The sequence below is a fragment of the Amycolatopsis sp. WAC 04169 genome (genome assembly GCF_003947535.1).
In the GTDB taxonomy this organism is placed as follows: Bacteria; Actinomycetota; Actinomycetes; order Mycobacteriales; family Pseudonocardiaceae; genus Amycolatopsis; species Amycolatopsis keratiniphila.
Window position 1 is genome coordinate 524,357 of record NZ_QHJI01000001.1, and the last position, 23,239, is coordinate 547,595.

A 23,239-nucleotide genomic window follows, 5' to 3' on the forward strand; every position below is an offset into this window, starting at 1 on the left:
GCTCGGAGGTCAACTCCGGCTGTCACCTTCAGCAGCATGAGCGCTGCTCGGATCGTGGTGGTGGGGACCGGTTACGTCGGATTGACCACGGGGGCCTGTCTGGCCGGCCTGGGGCATCGAGTCACTTGCGTCGATGTCGACCAGGCGAAGGTCGCAAGGCTTTCCGCCGGACGGGTGGACATCCTGGAGCCGGGATTGTCCGAGCTGGTGTCGAGGGGGCTGACCAGCGGAAGACTCGAGTTCGTGGTCGGCGCGCGCGAAGCCGTTCGCGACGCCGAGGCCGTTTTCCTTTGTGTGCCAACACCGATGGGGGCGGGCGGCTCGGCGGACCTGCGGGCCGTCGAAGCCGTGACCGCCGAGATCGGCGACGTCATCCCGCCGGGATGCGCGCTGATCACCAAATCGACCGTTCCGGTGGGCACGTCGAAGCGCATCCAGGCGATGCTCGGCCGCACGGACGTGCCGGTGGTGTCGAACCCCGAGTTCCTGCGTGAGGGCACCGCGGTCGAGGACTTCCTCGGCCCCGACCGGATCGTCGTCGGCTCGGACGACGTCGCGGCCGCCCGCTGGGTCGGCGATCTCTACGCCGACCTCGCCGCCCCGGTCGTCGTCGCCGACGCGGCCAGCGCGGAACTGGTGAAGTACGCGGCGAACTGCTTCCTCGCGATGAAACTGTCCTATGTGAACTCGATCGCCGAACTGTGCGAACGCCTCGGCGCGGACATCGACCTCGTCACCGAGGGCATGGGCTACGACCGGCGCATCGGCCGCTCGTTCCTCAAACCCGGCCCCGGCTGGGGCGGCTCGTGCCTGCCGAAGGACACCAGCGCGCTGGTGAAGGTCGCCGAGTCGGTGCAGTACGACTTCACGCTGCTCACCTCGGCGATCGAAGAGAACATCGCGCAGCGGGACCGCGTCGTCGCGAAGATCGCCGGCGCCGTCGGCGGCACGCTGGCCGGTTCGCGGATCGGTGTCCTCGGGCTGGCGTTCAAAGCCGGGACGAACGACCTGCGCGACTCGCCCGCCCTCGCGGTCGCTTCCGTGCTGGGCGCGCTCGGCGCGGAACTGACCGCGTACGACCCCGCCGTCGGCGGGCACATCGACGGCATGACCGTGGTCGACGACCCGTACCAGGTCGCGAAGGCCGCCGACGCCGTCGTCGTGCTGACGGAATGGGACGAGTTCAAACGGCTCGACTGGACCTACATGGCCGAGCAGATGGACGGCGATTCGGTCGTCGACACGCGCAATCTCCTCGACCCGCACCAGATCCTGGACGCCGGCCTGTCGTGGCAGGGCGTCGGGCGGCCGCGGGCGGCGCTGCGGCGGAAGGTCGCCGTCTCCTGACCCACCTGCCTCCCGCGGGTGTCATGAAAGGGTCGTTCAGGACATTTCCCGTCCTGAACGACCCTTTCATGACACTAGGGAGACGAGCTTCATCAGCCCGTCCACGACCTCCTCGGCCGTCGGACCGTTCTCCGGGTCGAGCATGTGCTGCAGCATCACGCCCGAGTTCAGGGCCGTGGCGACCGCGCCGACCCGGCGTTCGTCCGCCTCGGTGAGGGTGTCCTCGTCGATCCCGAGAATGCCCGCCGCCATCCCCCGGCGGCCTTCACGCTGCGCGGCGGCGAGCTGTTTGCGCAACTCAGGGTGATGTTCGGACTGTACGAACGCCTCGATCGAGGCGATCCACAGCTGCCGGTTGCGCCCGTACGAGTCGATCATCGCGCGCCAGGAAGCGGCGTACTGCTCGGACGGTGACGCGTCGGGGTCGACGGCGCCCCGCATCTCGATCTGGATCTCCCTGCCCCAGTCGTCCATCGCCTGCGAGAACGCCGTCAGCAGCAGGGCTTCGCGCGATCCGAAGTGGTAGCCGATCGCCGCGTGGCTGACTCCCGCGGCCGTCGCGATGTCCCGCACGGTCGTGCGTGACCAGCCTTTTTCCTTCAAACACTGGATGGCGCCCGCCATCAGGTCCTCGCGATTACCCATGCCCGAGATTCTAGACCACGCGGTTTATCCAGTTGGTTTAACCAAGTGGATTGACCAAGCGTGCAAATCTGCCGTACGGTCGCTCTCATCACCACGAACCCAGGGAGCAAGCCATGACGACCACCGTTCTGATCTCCGGCGCCGGCATCGCGGGTCCGGCCCTCGCCTTCTGGCTGCGGAAGCGCGGTTTCGCGCCGACCGTCGTCGAACGCGCCCCGGCCCTGCGTGAAGGCGGCAGCGCGGTCGACTTCCGCGGCGAGCAGATGACGCTGCTGAAGCGCATGGGGATCCTCGAGGACATCCGCGCGAAGGAAACCGCGATGGGCGCGCAGGTCATCGTCGACCCGCGGGGCAAGAAGGTCGCCCAGATGCCGTCGGTCTTCTTCAGCGGCGAAGTCGAGATCGAGCGCGGAGATCTGACGCGCATCCTCTACGGCCACACGAAAGACGACGTCGAGTACGTCTTCGGCGACTGGATCACCGGGCTGGACGAGCGCTCGGACGGTGTCGACGTCACCTTCGCCCACGGAGAACCGCGCAGATTCGACCTGGTCGTCGGCGCGGACGGGCTGCACTCGGGTGTGCGGCGGCTGACGTTCGGCGAAGAAGAGCTGTTCCGCACCGATCTCGGCTTCCACACCGCGGGCTTCAACGCGCCCAATCACCTGGATCTGGACCACCTCGGCCAGATCTGCAGCGTCCCCGGCCGGACGGTCATGGTCGCCAGCGGCCGCGATCGCTCGGCGCTCAACGTCAGTTTCGTCTTCGCGTCAGGGGAATTGGAGGTCAACCGACGCGACGTCGAAGCGCAGAAGAAGGCCCTCGCCGAGCGCTACGCCGACTTCGGCTGGGAAGTCCCGACGCTGATGGAGAGCCTCCGCGATACCGACACGCTGTACTTCGATTCGCTCAGCCAGATCCATCTCGACAAGTGGTCGCGGGGCCGGGTCGTGCTGCTCGGTGACGCCGCCTGGTGCGCGGGGCCGGGCGGTTCGGGAACCGGCCTCGCGATGATGGGCGCGTACGTCCTGGCGGGGGAGCTCGCCGCCGCGCACGGAGACCACGAAGTCGCCTTCGCCCGTTACGAAGAGAAGCTGCGTGGTCCGGTCAAGGTCTCGCAGAAGCAGGCGGCGGGCATCGGCACCTTCCTCGCGCCGAAGACGCGGTTCATGGTCGGTTACCGGAACTTCCTGTACCGGATCCTGGGTTCGCGGCCGATGGCCAAGGTGTTCACGTGGATCACGTCGCGGGCGGCGAACGCGGCGACGCTGGAAAACTATGACGCTCCGGTGGCCGCCCGGCGATAGTTTCGGTGGGTGATGGAGGCGAAGGAGTTCCGTAAGGTCTGTTACGAGGCCGCCCGGCGAACGCGTGGCCAGGTCGTCCGATTCGTGCCGGGTGACGTGGCACGGAACTTCCAAACCGGCGAGATCGCCTATGACCATCGAACCGTCGCGGTGTTGTGGACACAGGACTGGGACGAGGGCGGAAGGCGGGAGATCTTCGGCATCGCGGACACGCACATCGGCTTCGGAACGATCAGCTTCGTCGACGAGCCGGGATTGCTGGCTGTTCTGCGAGAGCTTCTTCCCGAGCACCGGTTGTACTCCCGGGCCGAGCTCGAGGCGCCGATCGACATCACGGCACCGCGCTGGAAGAACCACTACGACGTCCAGCACTGGCGGCCCGACTTCCTCGGTGAGGTGCTCTTCAGCTGCTGGGACTGAAAAAGTAGTTAGCAAAGCGTAGTATCACCGTCGTGTTCACGACCAGGCCGGAACTGGCCGGCACCCACGGCATGGTGGCATCGACGCACTGGCTGGCCTCGGCCACCGGCATGGCGGTGCTCGAAAACGGCGGCAACGCCTTCGACGCGGCGGTGGCCGCCGGGTTCGTCCTGCAGGTCGCCGAGCCGCATCTGTGCGGCCCGGCGGGTCAGGTACCCGGCATCTTCGTCACCGCCGCGGATCGGACTCCGCGTGCTCTCGCAGGTCAGGGGGTCTCGCCCGCGGCCGCGACGCCGGAGTACTTCGCCGACCTCGGGCTCGACCTGATCCCCGGCAGCGGCCTGCTCCCCGCGACCGTCCCGGGCGCGTGGGACGGCTGGCTGTTGCTCCTGCGGGATCACGGCACGAAGTCGTTGCGCGATGTCCTCGGCTACGCGATTTCCTACGCCCGTAACGGAATTCCCCTGGTCAGCCGGGTCGGTGACACGATCCGCGCGGTCCAGGAACTTTTCACCGAGCATTGGCCGACGTCCGCGGCGCTCTGGTTGCCGGACGGCAAGCCCGCCGAGGGGTTGCATCGCAATCCGGCGCTCGCGGACACGTGGGAGCGGCTGCTCACCGAGGCCGAGGCGGTCAGTGGCCGCGAGGCCCAGATCGACGCCGGGCGCCGCGCGTGGTCACAAGGCTTCGTCGCCGAGGCGATCGAGGCGTTCAGCCGCAAGGCTTTCCGTGACGACTCCGGCCGCGATCACGCCGGTCTCCTCACCGGCGAGGACATCGCCGGTTGGGAAGCGACATACGAGGACGCGCTGCAGGTCGACTTCGGCGACTGGGGCCTGGTGAAGATGGGCGCCTGGACACAAGGTCCGGCACTGCTGCAGCAGGCGCGGCTGCTGGACGGCCTGCGCGACAAACTGTCCTATGTGGACGGAATCCCGACCGAACGCACGGTGCACTTGGCCGTCGAGGCGGCGAAGCTGGCTTTCGCGGACCGTGAGGCTTGGTATGGCGACTCGCCCGAGGTGCCGATCGACCTGCTGATCTCCCGCGAGTACGCGGATGCCCGCCGGGCCTTGATCACCGACGAGGCGTCCGCCGAACTCCGGCCCGGCGGTCCCTCGCCGAAGCTGCCCGCGATCCTCGAAAGGTTGCGCGGACTGGAATCCGGTTCCGGTGCGACGGGGGAGCCGACGGTCGGGCCGCTGGGCGAGACCCGCGGCGACACCGTGCACATCGACGTCGTCGACGCGGCCGGGAACATGATCTCGGTGACGCCGTCGGGTGGCTGGCTTCAGTCGAGCCCGACGATCCCGGAACTCGGGTTCTGCCTCGATTCGCGGGGGCAGATGTTCTGGCTGGAGCAGGGTTTGCCGAACTCGCTCGCGCCGCGCAAACGGCCGCGGATCACGCTTTCGCCGTCGATGGGCCTGCGGGACGGCGAGCCGGTGCTCGCGTTCGGCACTCCGGGTGGCGACCAGCAGGACCAGTGGCAGCTGTGTTTCTGGCTGGCGCACACGCTCGGCGGGCTGAACCTGCAGGAGTCGATCGATTCGCCGGCGTGGCACACCACCGCGTTCCCGAGCTCGTTCTATCCGCGTTCGTGGACGCCGCGGGAAATGGTGGTCGAGTCGCGGCTTGGTAAGTCCACAATGGACGCTCTTGCCGAGCGTGGGCACGCCGTCGTCGACGCCGGTCCTTGGGCGCTCGGGCGGCTTTCGGCCGTTTCTCGTTCCGGTGGCGTGCTTCGCGCCGCCGCCAACGCGCGCGGTATGCAGGGCTACGCCGCAGGCCGCTGACTCTCTTGCCGTGAAGGCCTCCTTCCCTACTTTCAGGGTAGGGAAGGAGGCCTTCACGGCAAGCGGTTGTCCACAACGGTTCCCGCCTGTGGACAACCCGGCTCACGTCCGCCTCCCCGCCCCCATCGGCGATAGACTGGCTTCGGGGTCGCCCCCCTGGGAGTGGTGGGGGGTGGGGTGGTGACTTAAGAGCGCGGCTGTTCCCAGAGCCAGAATTCGATGCCCTGGTTGTCCACGCATTCGGCGCTCAAACCGTAGGGCTGCTGTTCGGTTTCGCCTGCCTGGCCGCCCTGGGCCCGGACACGGTCGAGGGCGGCGGCGAGGTCGTCGACGGCGTACATGAGTTTCCAGCCCACCTGCCGTCCTGGGCCGCCCCAGAGCCCGCCCTGCAGGCCGGAGCCTTCGACGCCCCAGCCGCCCTCGACCGTCCCGGGCGAGAACTGCCAGCCCAGAACGGCGCCGTAGAACGCCTTCGCGCGTTCGTCGTCCGGGACCTGGAAGGTGAAGTAGCCCGCTTCGCCGTGCCGGATCGGCGTAGCCGCGGAAGCGGGTCGAGGCGCCGCTTGCGCGACGAGCCACCGCTGGCCGTACGGGTCCTTGATTTCCCCGCTCAGCCCGTGGCCCTCGTCCGCGACGGGACGTCGCAGCTCTCCGCCCAGCTCCACGGCCCGCGCGGCCGAAGCGTGCGCGTCCGCGACCTCGACCCGGATCAGCGGGCCACCGGAGGGCGCCACGACGATGCCCAGCTCGGGGAACTCCTCGGCGAACATCAGCACGCTGTCCCCGATGGCCAGTTCCGCGTGCCCGACCCGGCCGTCCTCCATCACGATCGGATCGGACCGCCGCCGCGCCCCGAACACCTCGACATAGAAATCGAGCGCGGCGCGGGCATCCGTCACCACGAGGTACGGCGTCAACGAGCGGACTTCGGCATCGACTGTCATCTCGGCTCCGTTCAGGACGGCGCGACGAAGGTTGTCGCGCAGTTCGGCGGCGAAGAGCGGGTCAGGCTCGACAGGCTGCGAGGGCGTGCGAAGCGCGTCGAACGGATCAGGCATCGCGACCCTCCTTTTCCTGATAAGCACGCCGGAACGCGGCACGGGCCCGCACGAGCAACGCCTCCGTGGCGTGCACCGTGCGCTCGAGATGCTCGGCGACCTCCGGGACCGGAAGGCCATCGACGTAGCGAAGCGTCAACGCGGCTTGATGATGCGCTCCGAGCGACGCGAGCACCTCGCGCGCCAGCAGCGCGTCCAGCCGTTCGTCCCACGGATCGGTGTACTCCTCCTCGTGGACGAGCCGCAGCCCGCGTTCCTCGCGTTCCTTGCGCCGCCAGTGATCGGCGAGTTTGTGCCGGGCGACGCCGATCAGCCACCCGGTGCTCACCGGCGGGGCGAGTTCCTTGCGACAGGACCTCACCGCGCCGAGGAAAGTCTCCGACGTCAGCTCCTCAGCGAGGGTGCGATCACCGCACCGGGACAGCAGGTACCCGTAGACCTCCGGCAACGCCGTCTCGTACAGCGACAGCAGCGCGAAGGCCGGGTCCCGATGCACCCGTGGTTCCGTCACATCCCCATCGTCGCTCGGGGAGCCACAACTCCGACGGGTGAAATCGAACTTTCTCAGGCCCGCGGATCCGGTAGGCGCCGCGCCACCGTGATCACACCGACCGTCAGCACCGCCTGAATGCCGATGACCAGCGCGAACGCGCCCTTCATCCCGAGCGGCCCGGCACCGGCGGACGCGAACAAAGTCCCCAGCGTCGCCACGCCCAGCGCCATCGCGGCCTGCTGCGACGTCGTCAGCATCCCGCTGCCGACCCCGGCGATCTCCGGCGGCACCTTCGACAACACGATCCGGAACACCGTCGTCATCGCCAGTCCCTGGCCGAGACCGCACAGCAGCATCCCCGGCACGAAATCGAGCACTCCGAGATCCGGCCATTCCAGCAGCACGGTGCCGATCAGTGTAAGCAGCCCGAGCAGCTGCACCGAAAGACCGGCGGCCACCACCCGCTGGCCGAACCGCGTCACCAGACGGCTGCTGACCAGGCACATCGCGAAGAACGCGAGTGAAAGCGGCGCCGTCACCAGGCCGGAACCGAACGGCCCCAGGTGCAGACCGTCCTGCAGCGTCACCGCGAACACGAACATGAACGCGCTGAACCCGATGAAGAACGGCACCCCGACCAGCAGGCCTTGGCGCACACTCGGCATCCGCATCACCGACGGCGGCAGCAGCGGGACACCGCCCCGGCGTTCCATCCGCCGCTCGACGTGGACGAACCCGGCCGCGGCGAACGGGAACACCATCAGCAACGCGATCGTCCACAGTGGCCAGCCCTGCACCGGTCCTTCCGCCAGCGGGAGCAGCAGCGACACCAGCGCGATCGCCAGGAAGAAGGTGCCGGGACGGTCGATGCCGATCGGGTTCCGCGAACGGCTCTCCGGGATCAGCCGCCGCGCGACCACCAGACCGACGACGCCGACGGGCACGTTGACCAGGAAGATCGGCCGCCAGCCGGTACCCCAGAGATCGGCGGCGACCAGCGCGCCGCCGAGGAACTGCCCCAGCACCATCGAAAGCCCTGCTGTGGCGCCGTAGAGCCCCAGGGCCTTGGAGCGGCGTTCGCCCGTGGTCGTCGCCTGGATGATCGACAGCACCTGCGGCAGCATCAGCGCCGCGGCCGCCCCCTGCGCGGCCCGTGCCGGCACCAGCGTCAACGCCGTCGGCGCGATCCCGCAGAGCAGGGAGGTGAACGTGAACGCGGCCAGCCCGATCAGGAACAGCTTGCGGCGGCCGAAGGCGTCACCGAGCCGTCCGCCGACGACGAGCAGGACGGCGTAGGCGATCCCGTAGGCCGCGACCACCAGTTCCAAGGTGGCCGACGAGGTGCGGAGGTCCGAACCGATCGCGGGCAGGGCGATGTTGACGATGAAGAAGTCGATGAGCGGAAGTGCCGCCCCCAGCAGCACGGTGACCAGGCCCGCCGACGTCAGGGCCGGGCCGGCGGTGACGCGCGCGGGCGTCGCCGGTACTTGCGTCGAAGTCATGAGTACCACGATCAGCCGATCGCGACCCTGGTACCAGGAGTGTGTTTATCCTGGTACCGCCACTACCTGGTAACCGGCTTCGAGCTTTGCGAACCTGATGAGGTGACCATGACCGTCGATTCGCGAGTGGCCGAGGTGCGGCGGCACGAGCTGGCCGCGTTCCTGCGCAGCCGCCGCGAGCGCATCACCCCGGACCAGGTCGGCCTGCCGATCAGCGGCAGGCGCCGCACGCCCGGACTGCGCCGCGAGGAGGTCGCGCAGCTGGCCGGGGTCGGGGTCACCTGGTACACGTGGCTCGAACAGGGCCGCGACATCAACGCCTCCGAGCAGGTGCTCGACGCGATCTCCCGCACCCTGCGGCTCGACCCGCACGAGCACACGCACCTCTTCACCCTCGCCGGCGCACCCGAGCCGCCGCTGGAGAAGGACTGCAAGCTCCTCAGCCAGAACATTCACCGGATGATGGACAAGCTGGAGCCGTTCCCGGTCTGCGTGCGCAACGCGCGATGCGACATCCTCGCCTACAACCGCGCTTACGACTGGCTGATGGGCGGCCTCGACGACATCCCGTTCGAAGAGCGCAACACGCTGATCCAGTGCCTGACCAATCCCGAGTGGCGCCGCAGGCTGCCGGACTGGGAGCTCAACCTGCCCCGGGTGGTCGCCGGCTTCCGCGCCGCGATGGCCGAGCACATCGCCGAGCCGGCGTGGAAGAACCTGGTCAAACGCCTGCGGCAGGAGTCCGAGCTCTTCGAACGGATGTGGAAGGAGCACGACGTCTCCACCGAACGGATCGTGCTCAAGCGATACCTGCACCCGGACGTCGGCCTGTTGCGGTTCGAGTTCTCGTACCTGTACCTCGGGCGGCGTTCCGAGATCTCCCTGGCGACGCTCACCCCGGCCGACGAAGAGACCGCGGCGAAGCTGCCCAGCTCCTTCTGAAGGGGGAGGCGGACCAGGCTAGCGAGGGAGCCTTTCCGCGGCGTGAACGCCGACGCTGAGTGCATGACCGTAGCGATGGCTCCACCCAAGATCTCCAGCGCTCGCCTGATCGTCTGCTACGCGGCGATCCTCGGCACGCTCCCGTACCTGACGTTGAAGGCGTCCTGGGTGACCGGAGGCAGCCTCGGCCTCCGTGATCCGTCCTTTGTGGACTCGGACCTGATGGTGTTCGCGAATCTGGTCACCGGCGGCATGGACGTCGTCGCGGTGATCCTCGCGCTGGCGTTCACCTACTCCTGGGGTCGGCGGATCCCCGCGCCGCTCGTGCTGTTCCCGATCTGGATCGGCACCGGACTGCTCGCCCCGATCGTGCTGGACATCCCGGTGATCGCCGCCGACCTGACGACCACGCAATCGGCCGATCTGCCGCTGGAGAACTGGGTCTGGGCCGTCGTCTACGGCGGCTTCGCCTGGCAGGGGATCATGCTGCTGACCGCGTTCGTGCTCTACGCCCGCGACCGCTGGTGGTTCGTCGTCACCGGCACCGTGAAGCCGGGGACCATCGGTGCGGCGGGCGTGCTCGGCATCGTGACCGCACTCGTCTGCGCGGCCTTCCACACGATCTGGGCGTTCGGTCCCGGTGGTGTCGCCGCTCGAGGGCAGGACATCGTGATCGCGGTGCTCGCCGTCCTCGCGGCTCTGGCGCTGGCGAACGTTTCGCGAGGGCGGTTCTGGCCGCGGCTGGTGCTGGTGTGGACGGGCGCCGGGACGATGGCGGGCACCGGGGCGTGGGGCCTGTTCGCCGCGTTCACCATGGGATCCGCCGATCGCGCGGCGGTGCTGGCCGTACAGGTGGCCGGCGGGGCGCTGATGATGGTCTCGGTCCTGCGGCGGCTACCCGCGGTCGAGCAGGCGACGTGATTCCTTGCTGAAGGCGGGAACCGTTCTCTCGAATCTTTCGAGGAATTCGCTCAAGGTTTCCGGCGGCCGCTCGAGCGCGCAGACCTGTTCGCGCAGGCAGCGAAGTGTGGCCGCTGGATGCAGATCGAGTTGATCGAGAAGGAAATCATCCGGATGCACGGCCTCGAGTTGGTGGGGTTCGAGGGCCGAGGCCGGAAAGTCCTTGAGATTCGCTGTCACGATGACGGCGGCGTTCGCACGGACCGCGGCCGCTAGGACGTGCCTGTCCTTCGGATGGTTGGTCATGGTCGGAATCAGCGGCTCGTAGCCGGTGACCTCGGAATCCGGGAAGGCTGAGCGCATTCCGGTCAACCGCCGCTTCGCCTGCTGCGGCTCCAGACCGAAATGCCCGACGAGATTCCGCTCGACCTCGTCGAGCACCTCGCCCGACCATAGAGCGCGATAGGTGCCGGCCTCCGCCAGCCGCAGCAACAGATCCGTCAACCGGATCGGAATGAGCACGCAAGCATCGAGGAAGGCGGGAAACGGCACGGCTAGCGAGTCTGGACGAACCCGTCGACGATGTCATCGCTGCCGTCCCGGCTCGCCGAAGCTGTCAGCTCATCGAGAATTCCTTGCCGTTCCGCACGGGAACGCGCCCGGTAGTCGAGCAAGTCACTGAGAAGGACCCGCCGGTGACGTCCCGGTTTCTCGAACGGGATCTCACCGGATTCCAGAAGCTTGACCAGCGTCGGCCGGGAGACGTTGAGCATGTCGGCCGCCTGCTGCGTGGTCAGGACGGCGTTCAGCGGCGCGATGTTGATGGCGAAGCCCTGGGACATCGCCTTCACGACGTCCCGAAGCACGTCGTAGACCTGCCCAGGAAGTGGCACCTCGCTGCCGTCCGGGCCCACCAATTTCGCCTGATGCGCCGGCGAGGTCGCGATCATGAACTCGTCGAGCCGCCGGAGCTCCCGGCGGGCGTCCGGTTCGGTGGCGGATGGCGGGAGAACGGTGTGCTGTTCGATCGTCGATGTCATGGCGCCTCCTCGGGTACCACCACGTTAATCGAAAAAAACGAAAGACGCATCCTTGGTCGGCGGCTACCGCACGCGGCGTAGCCCGGAAGCCGCTTTTCAACGGACGCGACCCGTCCCCGCCCCGGGTAGCTTTCGTCCTGTGTTGCTGAAGGAACGGTATCCGTGGAGCCCCTGGGTGGGCCGCGTCTTGCGCGTGGTGTTGCCGCTGGGGTTCGTCCTCGGCGCCACGAGCGGCGCCTCGCGCTGGCAGCCGGACGCGCCGCAGCTGACCTCGTCCGGGGTGCTCTGGCTGGTCGCCACCGCGGTGCCGCTGCTGATCGTCCACCGCTTCCCGATGACGATCTTCCTGCTCACCTCCGCGTCGACACTCGGCTACTACATGTCCGGCAACCCGGGCGGGCCGGCGATCGTGCTCCCGACCATCGCGCTCTTCCTGCTCACCAAGATCCGCGGGCCGCTCGTCGCGGGCGGCACCGGCGGAGCGCTCTTGGCGGTGGCGGGGATCGTGTTGTTCGTCCGGCACGGATTCGCCGGCTTCGACTTGCGGGCCGGGCTGGGCCTGGTCTGGGTGATCGCGGTCGTCGGGGTCGGGACGGCGGTGCGCAACGGGATGGCCGCCGCGCGGGCCCGCCGCGAGCAGGCCGACGAGCACCGGCACCGGATGGCCGAGCAGGAGCGGCTCACCATCGCCCGCGAGGTGCACGACGTCGTCGCGCACAGTCTCGCGATGATCAACGTGCAGGCCGGGGTCGCCGCGCATGTCGCCGACAGGCGGCCTGAGCAGGCGAAAGAGGCGTTGCTGAACATCAAGGAAGCGAGCGCTTCGGCGCTGAAGGACCTTCGCGCGACGTTGGCCGTGTTGCGTTCCGGGGAGGACAAGGCACCCGCGCCGAGCCTCGCCCAGGCCGACGAGCTGTTCGAGCACGCCCGCGCCGCCGGGCTGGAGGTCCGCGTCGACGGCGAGCCGGGGGAGCTGCCCGCTCCGGTCGACGGCGCCGCGTACCGGATCCTGCAGGAATCGCTGACCAACGTGGTCCGCCACGCGAACCAGGCGCGGGGTGTCGACGTCAGGTTCGAGCGGAAAACCGGTGCGCTGACACTGCTCGTCCGCGACGATGGCCGTGGCGCCGTCGAACCCGCGCCCGGGCACGGCCTGCGCGGGATGTCCGAACGGGCGGCCGCGCTGGGCGGCGCGCTCACGACGTCCGTGGTGGACGGCGGTTTCCAGGTTCGCGTGGACCTGCCCATCAAGGGGGAAGAATGACGATCCGGGTGGTTCTCGCCGACGACCAGGTGCTGGTCCGCGCCGGTTTCCGGGTATTGCTGGAGACCGAAGACGGCTTCGAGGTCTGTGCCGAGGCGGGCGACGGCGAGCAGGCGGTCGCGGCCGCCGTCGAGCATCGGCCGGACATCGTCGTGATGGACATCCGGATGCCCGGCGTCGACGGGCTCGAAGCGACGCGGCGGATCACCGCGAATCCCGAACTGGCCGGGGTGAAGGTCCTGGTCCTGACCACTTTCGACGTCGACGAGTATGTCTACGAGGCGTTGCGCGCCGGCGCGAGCGGGTTCCTGCTGAAGGACACCGACCCGGTGGAGCTGCTGCGGGCGCTGAAGGTGGTGGCCGCGGGCGAGGCGCTGCTGGCGCCGACCGTGACCCGCCGGCTGATCGCGGAGTTCGTCGACCGGCCGGAGAACCGGCGCATCGACGTGAGCGCCGTCCGCGAGATCACCGACCGCGAACGCGAGGTCCTCGGCCTGGTCGCCGGCGGCATGTCGAACGACGAGATCGCGGCGCAGCTGGTGATCTCGACGGCCACCGCCCGCACGCACGTCAGCCGCATCATGACCAAGATCGGCGCGCGCGACCGGGCGCAACTGGTGGTGCTCGCCTACGAATCGGGACTCGTGAGCCCGCGCCGGGATTGAGATTCCCCCAAAAAGCTGAGATTGCCGAAAAACCTGCGGCGGTGACGGGGAGTCGTCGAGGGCGCCATGACTTCGACTCTCCGTTAAGTCGCTGCCGGTCGGGACCTGACTTAGGTCGTGCATCTGCACGTGCACCGATGCCATCCGCGCCTCTTTTTCATCTCCACCAGGGTTCCGGTGGGATGCCGATCGCTGATCCGGAATCAGACAGCTGTACGGCTAACCCTGATTTCCTGACGAATCCAGCGGTATCGCGCCGGATTTCGCGCTCGTGATCGAGTACGGTGCGTGATCTTTTCGCGGGCCGTCGACCGGGCCGTCAGTCACTTTCCGTCGCGAAATCGCTCCCTGGACGGGTTTCGCTCGCTCCGTGTTGCTTTGTCGCAATGGCGCTGAGCATTAGTCTCCGGCTGAACGGCAAGGCGGTTTTCACCTACCCGACGTGATTCTCACCCGGCCGGGCAAGAAATCGATTCACCTTTTTCTCTCACTGGGAGTCACCATTGACGGCAAAGACATCCGATCCGCTTCCGGTGGTCGGCTGATGGGCGGGGACTTCCTGGCCGCGGTCACCGAACGGCAGCGCCGTCGGCTGCTCGACCTCGGCAAACACGTGGATCACGCGGCGGGCACGACGCTGCTCAACCAGGGTGACCCGGCGCCGCCGGTGCTGATCCCGCGGTCCGGCTACGTGAAGGCGCTGCGTGCGGCACAGGGCGGCTCGCCGCCGACGATCGTGGACCTGTTCGGCGCCGGTGACGTGCTCGGCGTCGAGGACTGCCTGGCCGGACGGCCGAGCCACCTCTCGTACATCGCCACGAAACCGGTTCGCGCGCTGGAGATCCCGCGGTACGCCTTCCAGGGCTTTCTCGACGACGATCACGAGGTGATGGCCCTGATCACCGCACACCTGGCCGTGCGGCTGCGGCTGCGGAACGTCGCGCTGGGGTTCGCGACGGCCAAGGTCCGGAGCAGGCTGACCGCGTTCCTGACCAGGATGCAGGCGCTCTACGGGGTTCCCGGTGAAAACGGCGTCGTCATCGACATCGGGTTGAACCACGCGGACATCGCCTCCGCGATCGGCGCTTCGCCCGCCTCGGTCAACGCCGAGATGGCGAAGCTCAAGAACGAGGGGTATTTGAGCACCGGATACAAGACGATCCACCTGAAGAAACGCCTTCGTGAGGACGGCCCGCCGCTCACTCCGGTCCCGTCCGCGCGGCGGCGGATCCCCCAGCTGCGGATACCGCGGATCGCGATGGGGTGAACGGGGCCTTCCCGCGTGATCCGCGAGGAAAGCCCCGTCCATTTCCTCCCTGCGCCGCGGGGTGCGCAAGATCAGGTCAACTGCGCCTCAGCTGAAGCGCGAGCCGTATGACGAACACGACGGCCAGCGCGGCGACCAGGGCGATTTCCCAGGCCATGGCTGCTCCTTCCCGCCGGCATCCGAACTCGTCAGATGCTCTGCCCATAAGGCGCATCAGCGGGGGAGGACGTTCACCGACACGGCCCAACTCACACTTTCGGACCAACGCCACGCCCACTACCCGTGCAATGAAAGTGTCTTTCCTTGCCAAATTTGCAAGGAAAGACACTTTCATTGCACGCGGGGCACCTACAGAGCGCTTCCGACGGCAGCCCACACCCGATGCGGATCGAGGTCCATCGGCCGCGAATCCGGATCCGGCCGCAGCCGCCGCAGCAGCACCTGCTGCACCAGCGTCGTCGGCCGGGCCGCCGCGGCCACCCGCCGCCAGAACAGGTGATCCTCCAGGCCTTCGAACAGCACCTCGGTGTTCCACCCGCCGAACTCGTCGACCAGCGACCGCCGCACCAGATAGCCGCTGCCCAGATACGGCAGGGTCCGCAGCCGCCGCTCCTCCGGCGGCAGGGCGCCGACCAGGCCGTCCACCGGATCCGCGACCGGGCAGTGCACGACGTCGGCATCCTCCGAAACGGCCAGCAGCCGCTCCAGCAGGAACTCCGAAGCCCGCATCCCGCCGTCGAGCACCAGCAGCCACGACGCCGTCGAGCGCTCCAGCAGCGAATTCCGGGTGAGCCCGCGGCCGAGCGGGGTGTCGTGCAGCAGCACGTCGTACGGGCGCGGCCGCGGCCACGGGTGCACGCCGTCCTCGCCGACCAGCACCTTCCGCGGGGTCACGCTGCCCGTGAGCAGGTCGTTCGCGAGATCGTCCGGATCGACCTCGCCGGTGCGGCGCACGATCAGCACGTCGACGTCGGCGGTGCCCGCCATCGAAGCCGCCGCCGGCTCCCAGCTTCGCGTGGCGACCCGCCGGGCCCCGGCCGCGCGCTGCGCGATCCGTGCCGACAACGCCGTCCCGCGTGCCGAGGCCGGTCCGGCGGCGGACCGGTCACCCGCGAACCGCGCGTCGAACGACGGGGTGTCGATCGCCAGCGCGTCCTCCGGGTTCCGCAGGCTCGTCGCCAGCGCCCGCGCCGGGGCGATGTCCGCGGCGGGCGCCGAACCCAGCGAGGACGCCAGTTCGATCAGCCGCCGCGCGGACGCCGTCATGTCCAGCGACTTCACGAAGCCGTAGGCGGCCGAACGCAGATGCCGTTCCCGTTCCGGCTCGTCGGCGAGCGCGGCGACGACCGAGCCCAGCGCCTCCGGCCGCGCGAGGACCAGATGCTCGCCGGGGACCAGCGGTTCGACGTCGACGGAGGTCTCGCTGACCACCACGCAGCCGTTGGTCATCGCTTCGAGCGTGCGCACCCACTCCAGGGTCTGCTTCCGCTCACGGTGCAGGTTCAGCAGGAACCGCGACCGCGCGAGGTGCTCGAACTTCGCCTTGCCCGGCAGGAAATCGACGCGGGCGGCGGTCATCGGCTCGTGCGGCGGGGTCAGCAGCCGCGTCCGCAGGCCGGCGAGGTCCCGCGCGTACGAGCCGAGCAGCACCGAACGGCGCCGTTCGGCCGTGCCGAGGTAGGTGACGTCGAGGTCGCGCGGGCTGTCGAGGTCTCCGCCCCACAGATCCCACAGCGGGCTGTAGCCGAGCTGGAAATGCTCGACGGTGATCCCGCGCCGCCGCAGTTCGGCGGTCGAATCGGTGTTGATGTCGACGGCGCCGCCCAGGATGGACAGCAGTTCGGCGTTGCGCTCGAAGGTCGCCGTCCCGGGGTGCTCCACGCAGAACCCGATGGTGCGGCGGCATTGCGCCGCGGTCGGGAAGTCGGCGTCCGGGACGGTCACGAAGTACTCGTGGGGGACCACGACGTACACCGTGTCGCCGTCGGCCTCGGGATAGGTGCCGATCGCGGTCCTGGCCTTGCCGCCCGCCGTGCGCACGGCGTCGGCGACCACCTCCAGGAGCTCCTCCATGAAGGCGGAACCGCCCTCGGCGGAGACGAAGCAGAGTTCGGTCACGGCCGGTCCATCTTCTTCCGCACGACACGCAGCGGAGCGGTGACCCGCCAGCTGACGGTGCGGCGCGTGGCGTCGAGTTCCCTGGCCATCTCGGCGGCGAGCCGTTCGGCGTTGAGCAGCCGCTGCCGGTCGGCCGACGGTTCCCCGCCGGGCAGGACGTCCGAGTCGACGACGCCGGCCGACACGACGAGCTCGGCGTCGAGCAGCGCGAGCCGCAGCTTGTCCCGCTCCTCGCGGCAGGTCTTCAGCTCCGCGCGCAGCGAGTCACGCTGCTGGTGGGCGAGGAGGACCTCGGCCTCCAGCGCCTGAAGACGCGCCTTGGCGACGTCGAGCTCTTCCTGCTGCGAGGCGAGCCTCTGGTTCACGGCGGCGGACTCGCCTTCGTCCGGCGCGGCGGCGGTGGCCTCGCGCAGTTCGTGCTCGGTTTCGGCCAGCTTCGCCTTCAGCCGGTCCTGCTCGGCGGTGAAGACCTGCCGCTCGGCCCGGAGCCGGGTCAGCTCGGCCTGGACACGGCCGGGAATGTCGGTGTCAGACATGAACGCCCCCACTCAGTTCGGTCAGGATTTCGGAGTACTCGCGCGCGTAGCCCGCCGGGTCGAGCCACGGCAGCAGCTTCTCGTGCGCGGCCTTGGCCATCTCGCGGCGGCGCGTGGCCGACGTGCCCAGCGCGCGCAGCAACGCCGCGGTCAGCGCGTCGACGTCGTTGGTCTCGAACAGCCAGCCCGTCTCGCCGTCGACGATCATCTCCCGCGCGCCGAACACGTCGGTCGCCGCGACCGGGACGCCACAGCAGACGGCTTCGAGGATCGAGCGCGGCAGCGACTCGATGTCGGAGCTGTTCACGAAGATGTCGGCGGCCTGCAGCCAGCGCAGCGGATCCGGCTGGATCGGCACCAGGCTGACGGATTTCTCCAGGCCCGCGCGTTTGACCGACTCCTCCATCGCCAGCCCGTACGGCGACGGGTGCAGGCCGACGATGGACAGCTTCGCCTCGGGATGGATCTTGTGGATCCGCTCCATCGCCGAGATCAGCGGCGCCTGCCCCTTGCGGGATTCCGCGATGCCGATGTTCACCAGCACGATGTCGTCCGGCGAGTAGCCGAGCATGTTGCGCGCCTGCTGCCGCGTCTCCGACCGCGTCCTGCCGCCGAACTTGTGCATCGGCGTGCCGTAGCGGACGGTGCGGCAGCGCTCCGGCTTGCTGTACGGCAGGAACATCTCGCGCGTGGCGTCCGCGACGAACAGCAGCTTGTCGACCTCGGCGAGGGTGCTTACCCAGCGCTGCCAGACCGCGGCGGGCGGTTTCACCGGGCCCCAGTTCTGGTAGGCGAACGCGGGCAACGAAAAGCTCTCGTGGATGACCCACGCCGTCGGCATCCCGGCACGCTTCGCCGCGTCAGCGCCGACGAAGCCGCCGAGAGTGTTGACGAGCGCGACGCCCGCTCCGGAGCACTTCGCGAAGCGCGCCAGCTCGGCGACATGTCCTTCATACGCGGGAACCGTCTGGTTCCGGTAGTGCGTCGTGACGTGCACGGGGATGCCGAGTTCGTGGCAGTCCGCACGCAGCGGGCCGTCGGTTTCGCTGACCAGGCTGACCTGCCAGCCGTGGTCGGTCACCATCCGGCTCAGCAGTTCCTGCAGCCACAGCTGCCCGCCGCCGACGCCGAGGCTGTGCGTGAACACCAGCACGTGCTTCGGGTCGGTCGGGATGTTCACCCGCGCCATCGCGCGGGCGGTGTCGCCCGCCAGCTCGTCGGCGAGTTCGGCGTCGTCCAGGTCCGCGACGGGGTTGCGAAGCGTGAAGGTGCGCTTCGCCGACACGAACTCGCCGACGCCCTCGGTGCGGTACCGGACGCGAAGCGACAGCGTCCGCTCTTCGCCGTACGGGAGGTCGATGGGCACCCAGGCCTCGAAGCCGCTCACAGCGGCATCGTCGAATCCCGGGAACTCCTTGGGCACGTCCTTGCGCGGCAGCCGGGTGCGCGCGCTGACTGTGCCGCCGCCCTCGACCATGACCTCGATCAGGTTGGGTGCCCGCCCTTGCAGCAAGGCCCAGCCCGTCACGTAGACGACGTGCCCTTCGGAGACCTTGCCCTGCTTCGGCGCTTCGAGTTCGCCCAGCCACAGCGGTTCTTCACCCGGCAGCGTTCCGACGTGGACGGTCGCCTGGTTCAGCACGCGCTCGTCCGGACCGGTGACGACGACGTCCTGGACGCCCGCGGGCACGAAGGTGGCCGGGACCGCTCGCCAGCCGAAGGTGCCTTCGGGTGCGCCTGGGCACGGCTCGGGGAACAGGTTCGCCTCGACGTCCGCGATGGTCACGGACATCTCGCCGATCCGGCTGATCCCGGTCGTCCAGCCCCGGAGTTCGAACAGGTGCCCGACCGGCCGGTCCGGCGTCAGAATGCCGGCGGTATGCAGGCTCGTCATCGCTTCGCTACCTCGTCTTCGTTCGCCGCCACACCGGCGCCGACCTTCGTAGAACCGTACTCGTGGACGGTCCGCGCCAGGCGCGTTCGCCAAATCCCGGCGATCGCCGCGCGTACTTCGTCCGTGCCGTGCGCGGTGCCGCACGAGCCGATCGTGGAGAAGGCCACTTCGCGCTCCAGCGCACCGTCCACAAAGGAGGGATGGAGGCCGATCAGCACGCCGAGCCAGCCCGCCAGGTCGCGCATCGAGCCGTCGCCCGCCGCCGCGGACCAGCCCGCGCCGGTCAGCTTGTCGGCCAGCACCAGCACCCCGCGCTCGATCACTTCGGACACCCCGGCGCCCGCGTGCCGCCATTCGAGGTCGATCGGGCGCAGCACCTGGCCGTCGACGAGGACGTTGTGCGGCAGCAGATCCCACAGGGCCTCGACCCCGCGATCGGCCTCCGCGCGGACGAGATCCCGCCAGCCGGTGAGCAGTTCCGCGACCCGCTCGGGCTCGTCGAGCAGGACTTCGACCATCGTCGGGGCGTCGTACACCTTGTCCGTGCACGGTCCGACCGAGATCCCGGCCACCGGCGGCGACGGCACCAGCGGCACACGGCGGACTTCGGCACCTTCTCCGGTGCGCACGACATCGGCACGAGTACACGCGAACGCGGCGCGCTCGGCGGTGTTGAAGTAGGTCGCGAGCCGGAACGCGGGCCAGAGCGCGGCGGCGCCGGGACCGCAGAGCAGGGCGAGGCCGTTCGCGGGACCACCGGTGATCGCCGCGGACAGCCGCGGCAGTTCGGTGTCGATCCGCTCGCTCCGGACCGCGCGGGCGACCTCGTGCCCGGGGGAGCAGAGCAACTCACGCTGGACTTCGAGGCCCGCCGCTGCGAGCGTCCCGGTGACAGCGCGGGAAGACGTCAGCACCACGACGGCGCCCATCGGCGCCAACCGCTCGCGAACCGACTCCAGCAAGCCCCGCGTCGCGTACGGCTGCTGGATCACGACGAGGTCGTAACCGGCGGAGGGCGGCCGGTCGTGCACCTCGACCGTGTCGAGGTCACGGGTGCGGAACCGCACCGCGGCGGCGCGGACCCGGTCGGCCTCGACGGCGTGCACCGTCGCCGAGACCTCACCCAGATACCTGGTCAGACCCCCGAAACCGGCGCCGACCTCCAGCACCTTCGCCGCCTTCGGCAGCACGAGCGCCCGGAGGACGTTCGCGGCGCCGTGGTCGAGCGGGACACGCTCGGCGGCGTCCCAGCCGGCGAAGTGCAGCTCGTCGGACAGGGAACCGGTGTCCTCGGCCAGGGAGAGCAGGGTGGTGAGCAGCCGTGCCGTCTCCGAGGTCATCTTTCAGCTGGTGACGGAGTAGTTTTCCAGCGTCTTCTTCACCGCACGCTGGTACGTGCCGCTCAACGCCTTCTCGCCCTCTTCCCCGCCGAGCGGGTTCTGCAGGATGTCGACGCGGACGATGTTGTTGCCACTGATCCACGTGCCGCGGTAGGTGCCCTTGTCGCCGTCGATCTTCTTCTGGAAGTTCAGCTTCGGCGGCATGCCCGGCAGCGGCTCGGTGATCTGCACGAACCCGTTGCTCGTCTGGTACTGACGCAGCTGCTTGACCAGGTCGCCGGCGGCACCGGGGCTGGTCAGCGGGATGACCGTGATCGAGATCTTCGCAGGCTGCGGGCCGGTCTCGTCCGGCTGCTTCTGCGAGCCGCGGTACGCGACCTGCTTCACGCCGGCGGCGATGACCAGGTCCGCCTCGCCCTTCTCCAGCCCGGCGATCTCGGCGAGCTGGGCCGCGGGGATCGCGCCGCTCTTCGAGTCCTCTTCACCGGACTGCTCCGGGATCTTCTCGAACAGCAGCTCTTCGGGCGTCTTCGGCTTGGTCGACGACGGCGGGGGAGCCTGCGGCTGGGGCGACTGCGGCGCGGCCGTCGGGTCCGGTGGGGTGTCACCGCCGCCGGAGAAGGCGAAGTAGCCGCCGACACCCAGACCGGCGAGGACCAGGACGGCGACGATCGCGATGATCGCGATCTTGCCGCCCTTGCCCTTGGGCTTGTCCTCGAACAGCTCGGGACCCTGCTTGACCCACTCCGTGCTGCCGACTGGCGAGATCGGCGGGAAATCCGAGCCACCCCACGGCGGGCTGGCGTCGTTGTCGGTCCAGCCCTGCTGCTGCGGCGGCTGTTGCTGCTGGTAGCCCTGGTGCTGCTGCGGGAAGCCGCCCGCGGGCGAGGCCTGGCCCTGCTGGGGGAAGCCACCGGCGGGGGACGCCTGACCCTGCTGAGGGAAACCGCCCGGCGGCGACGCCACCGGCGGCACGACCTGGGTGCGGTTCGGATCCGCCTGCTGTTGCTGCCAGTTCGGCACGACCTGGGTGCGCTCGCCCTCGCCGCCCTGCGGCTGGTTCACCGGCGCGATGATCTGCGTCGAGTCGGCGCTGGGCTGGCCGGGCTGCTGCTGCGGCGCCTGCTGCTGTTGCGGAGCGGGCGGCTGCTGCTGGAACGGCTGCTGCGGCTGCTGGCCGGGCTGCTGGACCTGTTGCTGGGCGGGGTCGCCGTATGCGACGGCCGACGACAGCACCTGGTCACGGCGGAGCCGGTAATCGTCCGCGGAGAGCCGTCCAGATGCGAGCTCTTCGTCCAGATTGCGCAGCTCTTCCTGCCAGGACACCACCGGCCCCCTTATCCGAATTTCCGGCGGGAGGAATGCTCCCGGCCGTCGCGATACCACCACTGCGGTGACCTCGCACATTCTGCACTGCCCGGAGTCGATGCGCCCTCGCGGGTCGAATCGTGATCTCCCTGCGACCTGCGCTTCTCAGCCCGCCGGCAGAACGGCGTCCAACGAGGTCAGCGTCTGCTCCAGACGGGTGTCGAGCGCCTGCGGGTCGCCGCCGAGCGGCTGCGAGACCCAGGTCGTCACGGCCATCGTCCCGGAGACGTACCCGATGCCGCTGAGCTGGCCGTTCTTGTTCGCGCCGACGAGGGCGAGCCGATCGCCGACGCGCTGCTCGCGCAGCCCGGCGTTGATCGAGTTCTCCCGGAAGTACTTCACGATCGCGGCCGCGTCCTTCGCGTCGTTGGCCGGGATCACCAGGACGAGGTAGCTGTTCGTCCCCTCGTTCGACCCCTTGTAGGTGACAGACGCGACATTCTTCGACGTGAGGTAGTCGCCTGCGGCCTTCGAGTAGAAGTTGAGCTCCACGCCCTTCGCGACCGACATCGTCGAGTTGTCCTTCGACGGTGTCCCCGGCAGCGCGGGCAGCCGGTCTTCCAGCGGAGTCTGGGCACTGTCGGGCCGGCCTGAGGGAGTGAGGTCGGCCGGTGGCTGGGCCACGCTCGGCTGCTCGGCGACGTTCGAGGGCTGCGACGAGCCCAGCCACAGCGTCCCGCCGATGATCAACGCCAGTACGACCAGCACGCCGGCACCGATGAACAGCCAGGTCGGCTTGCGTTTCCCGACGACCGCGTAGTCCTCTGTGGGCGCGTAGTGGCGCGGGCTGGGCTCAGGAGCCAGCGGCGGAAGCGGCCGGTTCGGCACGGGGGCCGACGGCCTGCCTTTGACCGGCGGCGGCTCGGCGCGCAGATAGACCGTCGGATTGATGTCGGCGGGCGAAGGCGCGGTGGTCTTGTGGTCCGCGATCCGCGGGATGGCGGCCTTCTTCTCGGGTTCCTCGACAGCCGGCGGCGGCGTGTACACCGGCTGGGTCTGCTGGTACGGCTGCTGGACCGTGACCGCGGGCGGCTCGACCGGGCGCGCGGCGGGGTTGGTGCTGTGCCACGTCCCGCCAGGGCGCCGCAGCGGCGAGGGCACCGGCGACGGCATCGTCCCGCCGGAGGCCTCCGCCAAAAGCTCGTCGCGCTTCCTGCGGTGCTCGGCGTGCCCGATGCGACCCGAGGCCAGCTCGACGTCCAGCTGTCGAAGCTCGTCTTGCCAGCTCATTTAGCCCCCTGCCGCCGGGTGTGGGCAGCCAGTCTTGCATGCACCCTTATGGGTGGTTGATGTGGTCTTTCCTCATTCTTGCGTCCACTCACGACCTGGTCCAGCAC

At 69.1% G+C, this 23,239-nt stretch carries 21 protein-coding genes; 9 read left to right on the forward strand and 12 right to left on the reverse strand.

The window, feature by feature from the left end:
* Positions 1–36: 36 nt before the first annotated feature.
* Entirely contained in the window at positions 37–1,347 is a 1,311-nt protein-coding gene (locus DMC61_RS02540) for a UDP-glucose/GDP-mannose dehydrogenase family protein (RefSeq protein WP_081809617.1), read from the forward strand.
* A 66-nt stretch (positions 1,348–1,413) separates the two neighbouring features.
* Here DMC61_RS02540 and DMC61_RS02545 read toward each other — a convergent pair whose 3' ends face one another.
* On the reverse strand, positions 1,414–1,992 hold the full coding sequence (locus tag DMC61_RS02545; RefSeq protein WP_125686470.1) for a TetR/AcrR family transcriptional regulator: 579 nt from the start codon (positions 1,990–1,992) through the stop codon (positions 1,414–1,416).
* 113 nt (positions 1,993–2,105) lie between these two features.
* On the opposite strand from DMC61_RS02545, the gene DMC61_RS02550 reads away from it, so the two are divergent.
* The 3 genes from DMC61_RS02550 to DMC61_RS02560 are packed head-to-tail and all read left to right on the forward strand — an operon-like array spanning position 2,106 to position 5,515.
* Positions 2,106–3,299 carry an FAD-dependent monooxygenase gene (locus tag DMC61_RS02550; RefSeq protein WP_125686472.1) on the forward strand — a complete coding sequence of 398 codons (1,194 nt, stop codon included), beginning with the start codon at positions 2,106–2,108 and terminating at the stop codon, positions 3,297–3,299.
* A gap of 12 nt (positions 3,300–3,311) precedes the next feature.
* Positions 3,312–3,719, forward strand: a complete 408-nt coding sequence (locus DMC61_RS02555; protein WP_233594696.1) for a hypothetical protein — start codon at positions 3,312–3,314, stop codon at positions 3,717–3,719.
* Between the two features lie 32 nt (positions 3,720–3,751).
* Positions 3,752–5,515 (forward strand): gamma-glutamyltransferase family protein, encoded by a 1,764-nt coding sequence (locus DMC61_RS02560; protein WP_125686476.1) that lies wholly within the window; start codon positions 3,752–3,754, stop codon positions 5,513–5,515.
* 185 nt (positions 5,516–5,700) lie between these two features.
* Here DMC61_RS02560 and DMC61_RS02565 read toward each other — a convergent pair whose 3' ends face one another.
* From DMC61_RS02565 to DMC61_RS02575, 3 genes are read right to left on the reverse strand one after another with little or no spacing between them, the layout of a single operon-like run.
* On the reverse strand, positions 5,701–6,573 hold the full coding sequence (locus DMC61_RS02565) for a VOC family protein (protein ID WP_125686478.1): 873 nt from the start codon (positions 6,571–6,573) through the stop codon (positions 5,701–5,703).
* Positions 6,566–7,084, reverse strand: coding sequence for an RNA polymerase sigma factor (locus DMC61_RS02570; RefSeq protein WP_125686480.1), 519 nt, complete (start codon positions 7,082–7,084; stop codon positions 6,566–6,568). Before DMC61_RS02570 ends, DMC61_RS02565 begins: the two co-directional genes overlap by 8 nt.
* Before the next feature lie 53 nt (positions 7,085–7,137).
* Positions 7,138–8,568: an MFS transporter gene (locus tag DMC61_RS02575; RefSeq protein ID WP_125686482.1), complete on the reverse strand. Its 1,431-nt coding sequence runs from the start codon at positions 8,566–8,568 to the stop codon at positions 7,138–7,140.
* 108 nt (positions 8,569–8,676) lie between these two features.
* On the opposite strand from DMC61_RS02575, the gene DMC61_RS02580 reads away from it, so the two are divergent.
* The gene (locus DMC61_RS02580) at positions 8,677–9,510 is read left to right on the forward strand and encodes a helix-turn-helix transcriptional regulator (protein WP_125686484.1); all 834 of its coding nucleotides are present in this window, start codon (positions 8,677–8,679) and stop codon (positions 9,508–9,510) included.
* A gap of 63 nt (positions 9,511–9,573) precedes the next feature.
* Positions 9,574–10,431 carry a hypothetical protein gene (locus tag DMC61_RS02585; RefSeq protein ID WP_233594677.1) on the forward strand — a complete coding sequence of 286 codons (858 nt, stop codon included), beginning with the start codon at positions 9,574–9,576 and terminating at the stop codon, positions 10,429–10,431.
* Here DMC61_RS02585 and DMC61_RS02590 read toward each other — a convergent pair.
* Positions 10,405–10,962, reverse strand: a complete 558-nt coding sequence (locus DMC61_RS02590; protein ID WP_125686486.1) for a PIN domain-containing protein — start codon at positions 10,960–10,962, stop codon at positions 10,405–10,407. The genes DMC61_RS02585 and DMC61_RS02590 overlap by 27 nt on opposite strands.
* 2 nt (positions 10,963–10,964) lie before the next feature.
* Positions 10,965–11,450, reverse strand: coding sequence for a helix-turn-helix domain-containing protein (locus DMC61_RS02595; protein WP_125686488.1), 486 nt, complete (start codon positions 11,448–11,450; stop codon positions 10,965–10,967).
* A gap of 139 nt (positions 11,451–11,589) precedes the next feature.
* Between DMC61_RS02595 and DMC61_RS02600 the strand changes: the two genes are divergently transcribed.
* The 3 genes from DMC61_RS02600 to DMC61_RS02610 all read left to right on the forward strand — a co-directional run bounded on the left by DMC61_RS02600 (position 11,590) and on the right by DMC61_RS02610 (position 14,646).
* Complete coding sequence (locus DMC61_RS02600; protein WP_125686490.1) at positions 11,590–12,714, forward strand: sensor histidine kinase; 1,125 nt, start codon at positions 11,590–11,592, stop codon at positions 12,712–12,714.
* Positions 12,711–13,379 (forward strand): response regulator transcription factor, encoded by a 669-nt coding sequence (locus DMC61_RS02605; RefSeq protein ID WP_125686492.1) that lies wholly within the window; start codon positions 12,711–12,713, stop codon positions 13,377–13,379. Before DMC61_RS02600 ends, DMC61_RS02605 begins: the two co-directional genes overlap by 4 nt.
* 544 nt (positions 13,380–13,923) lie before the next feature.
* Complete coding sequence (locus DMC61_RS02610) at positions 13,924–14,646, forward strand: Crp/Fnr family transcriptional regulator (protein WP_125686494.1); 723 nt, start codon at positions 13,924–13,926, stop codon at positions 14,644–14,646.
* Positions 14,647–14,994: 348 nt separating this feature from the next.
* On the opposite strand, the gene DMC61_RS02615 is transcribed toward DMC61_RS02610, so the two are convergent.
* The 6 genes from DMC61_RS02615 to DMC61_RS02640 all read right to left on the reverse strand — a co-directional run bounded on the left by DMC61_RS02615 (position 14,995) and on the right by DMC61_RS02640 (position 23,132).
* Positions 14,995–16,764, reverse strand: a complete 1,770-nt coding sequence (locus DMC61_RS02615; protein WP_125686496.1) for a glycosyltransferase — start codon at positions 16,762–16,764, stop codon at positions 14,995–14,997.
* Entirely contained in the window at positions 16,761–17,300 is a 540-nt protein-coding gene (locus DMC61_RS02620; RefSeq protein WP_233594678.1) for a hypothetical protein, read from the reverse strand. Before DMC61_RS02620 ends, DMC61_RS02615 begins: the two co-directional genes overlap by 4 nt.
* Complete coding sequence (locus DMC61_RS02625) at positions 17,293–19,194, reverse strand: glycosyltransferase family 4 protein (RefSeq protein WP_125686500.1); 1,902 nt, start codon at positions 19,192–19,194, stop codon at positions 17,293–17,295. The genes DMC61_RS02620 and DMC61_RS02625 overlap by 8 nt, the downstream gene beginning before the upstream one ends.
* Positions 19,191–20,534 (reverse strand): methyltransferase, encoded by a 1,344-nt coding sequence (locus DMC61_RS02630; RefSeq protein WP_125686502.1) that lies wholly within the window; start codon positions 20,532–20,534, stop codon positions 19,191–19,193. Before DMC61_RS02630 ends, DMC61_RS02625 begins: the two co-directional genes overlap by 4 nt.
* A gap of 3 nt (positions 20,535–20,537) precedes the next feature.
* Positions 20,538–21,863: a flagellar basal body-associated protein FliL gene (locus DMC61_RS02635; protein WP_125686504.1), complete on the reverse strand. Its 1,326-nt coding sequence runs from the start codon at positions 21,861–21,863 to the stop codon at positions 20,538–20,540.
* 144 nt (positions 21,864–22,007) lie between these two features.
* Positions 22,008–23,132 carry a hypothetical protein gene (locus DMC61_RS02640; RefSeq protein WP_125686506.1) on the reverse strand — a complete coding sequence of 375 codons (1,125 nt, stop codon included), beginning with the start codon at positions 23,130–23,132 and terminating at the stop codon, positions 22,008–22,010.
* Positions 23,133–23,239 lie beyond the last annotated feature (107 nt).

What these genes read in the sequence shown, in the direction of transcription:
- DMC61_RS02580 (WP_125686484.1), top strand. Translation starts at nt 8,677, where the DNA reads ATGACCGTCGATTCGCGAGTGGCCGAGGTGCGGCGGCACGAGCTGGCC.
- DMC61_RS02610 (WP_125686494.1), top strand. Translation starts at nt 13,924, where the DNA reads ATGGGCGGGGACTTCCTGGCCGCGGTCACCGAACGGCAGCGCCGTCGG.
- DMC61_RS02620 (WP_233594678.1), bottom strand. Translation starts at nt 17,300, where the DNA reads ATGTCTGACACCGACATTCCCGGCCGTGTCCAGGCCGAGCTGACCCGG.
- DMC61_RS02625 (WP_125686500.1), bottom strand. Translation starts at nt 19,194, where the DNA reads ATGACGAGCCTGCATACCGCCGGCATTCTGACGCCGGACCGGCCGGTC.
- DMC61_RS02605 (WP_125686492.1), top strand. Translation starts at nt 12,711, where the DNA reads ATGACGATCCGGGTGGTTCTCGCCGACGACCAGGTGCTGGTCCGCGCC.
- DMC61_RS02540 (WP_081809617.1), top strand. Translation starts at nt 37, where the DNA reads ATGAGCGCTGCTCGGATCGTGGTGGTGGGGACCGGTTACGTCGGATTG.
- DMC61_RS02585 (WP_233594677.1), top strand. Translation starts at nt 9,574, where the DNA reads ATGACCGTAGCGATGGCTCCACCCAAGATCTCCAGCGCTCGCCTGATC.
- DMC61_RS02565 (WP_125686478.1), bottom strand. Translation starts at nt 6,573, where the DNA reads ATGCCTGATCCGTTCGACGCGCTTCGCACGCCCTCGCAGCCTGTCGAG.
- DMC61_RS02640 (WP_125686506.1), bottom strand. Translation starts at nt 23,132, where the DNA reads ATGAGCTGGCAAGACGAGCTTCGACAGCTGGACGTCGAGCTGGCCTCG.
- DMC61_RS02550 (WP_125686472.1), top strand. Translation starts at nt 2,106, where the DNA reads ATGACGACCACCGTTCTGATCTCCGGCGCCGGCATCGCGGGTCCGGCC.
- DMC61_RS02575 (WP_125686482.1), bottom strand. Translation starts at nt 8,568, where the DNA reads ATGACTTCGACGCAAGTACCGGCGACGCCCGCGCGCGTCACCGCCGGC.
- DMC61_RS02630 (WP_125686502.1), bottom strand. Translation starts at nt 20,534, where the DNA reads ATGACCTCGGAGACGGCACGGCTGCTCACCACCCTGCTCTCCCTGGCC.
- DMC61_RS02545 (WP_125686470.1), bottom strand. Translation starts at nt 1,992, where the DNA reads ATGGGTAATCGCGAGGACCTGATGGCGGGCGCCATCCAGTGTTTGAAG.
- DMC61_RS02595 (WP_125686488.1), bottom strand. Translation starts at nt 11,450, where the DNA reads ATGACATCGACGATCGAACAGCACACCGTTCTCCCGCCATCCGCCACC.
- DMC61_RS02555 (WP_233594696.1), top strand. Translation starts at nt 3,312, where the DNA reads ATGGAGGCGAAGGAGTTCCGTAAGGTCTGTTACGAGGCCGCCCGGCGA.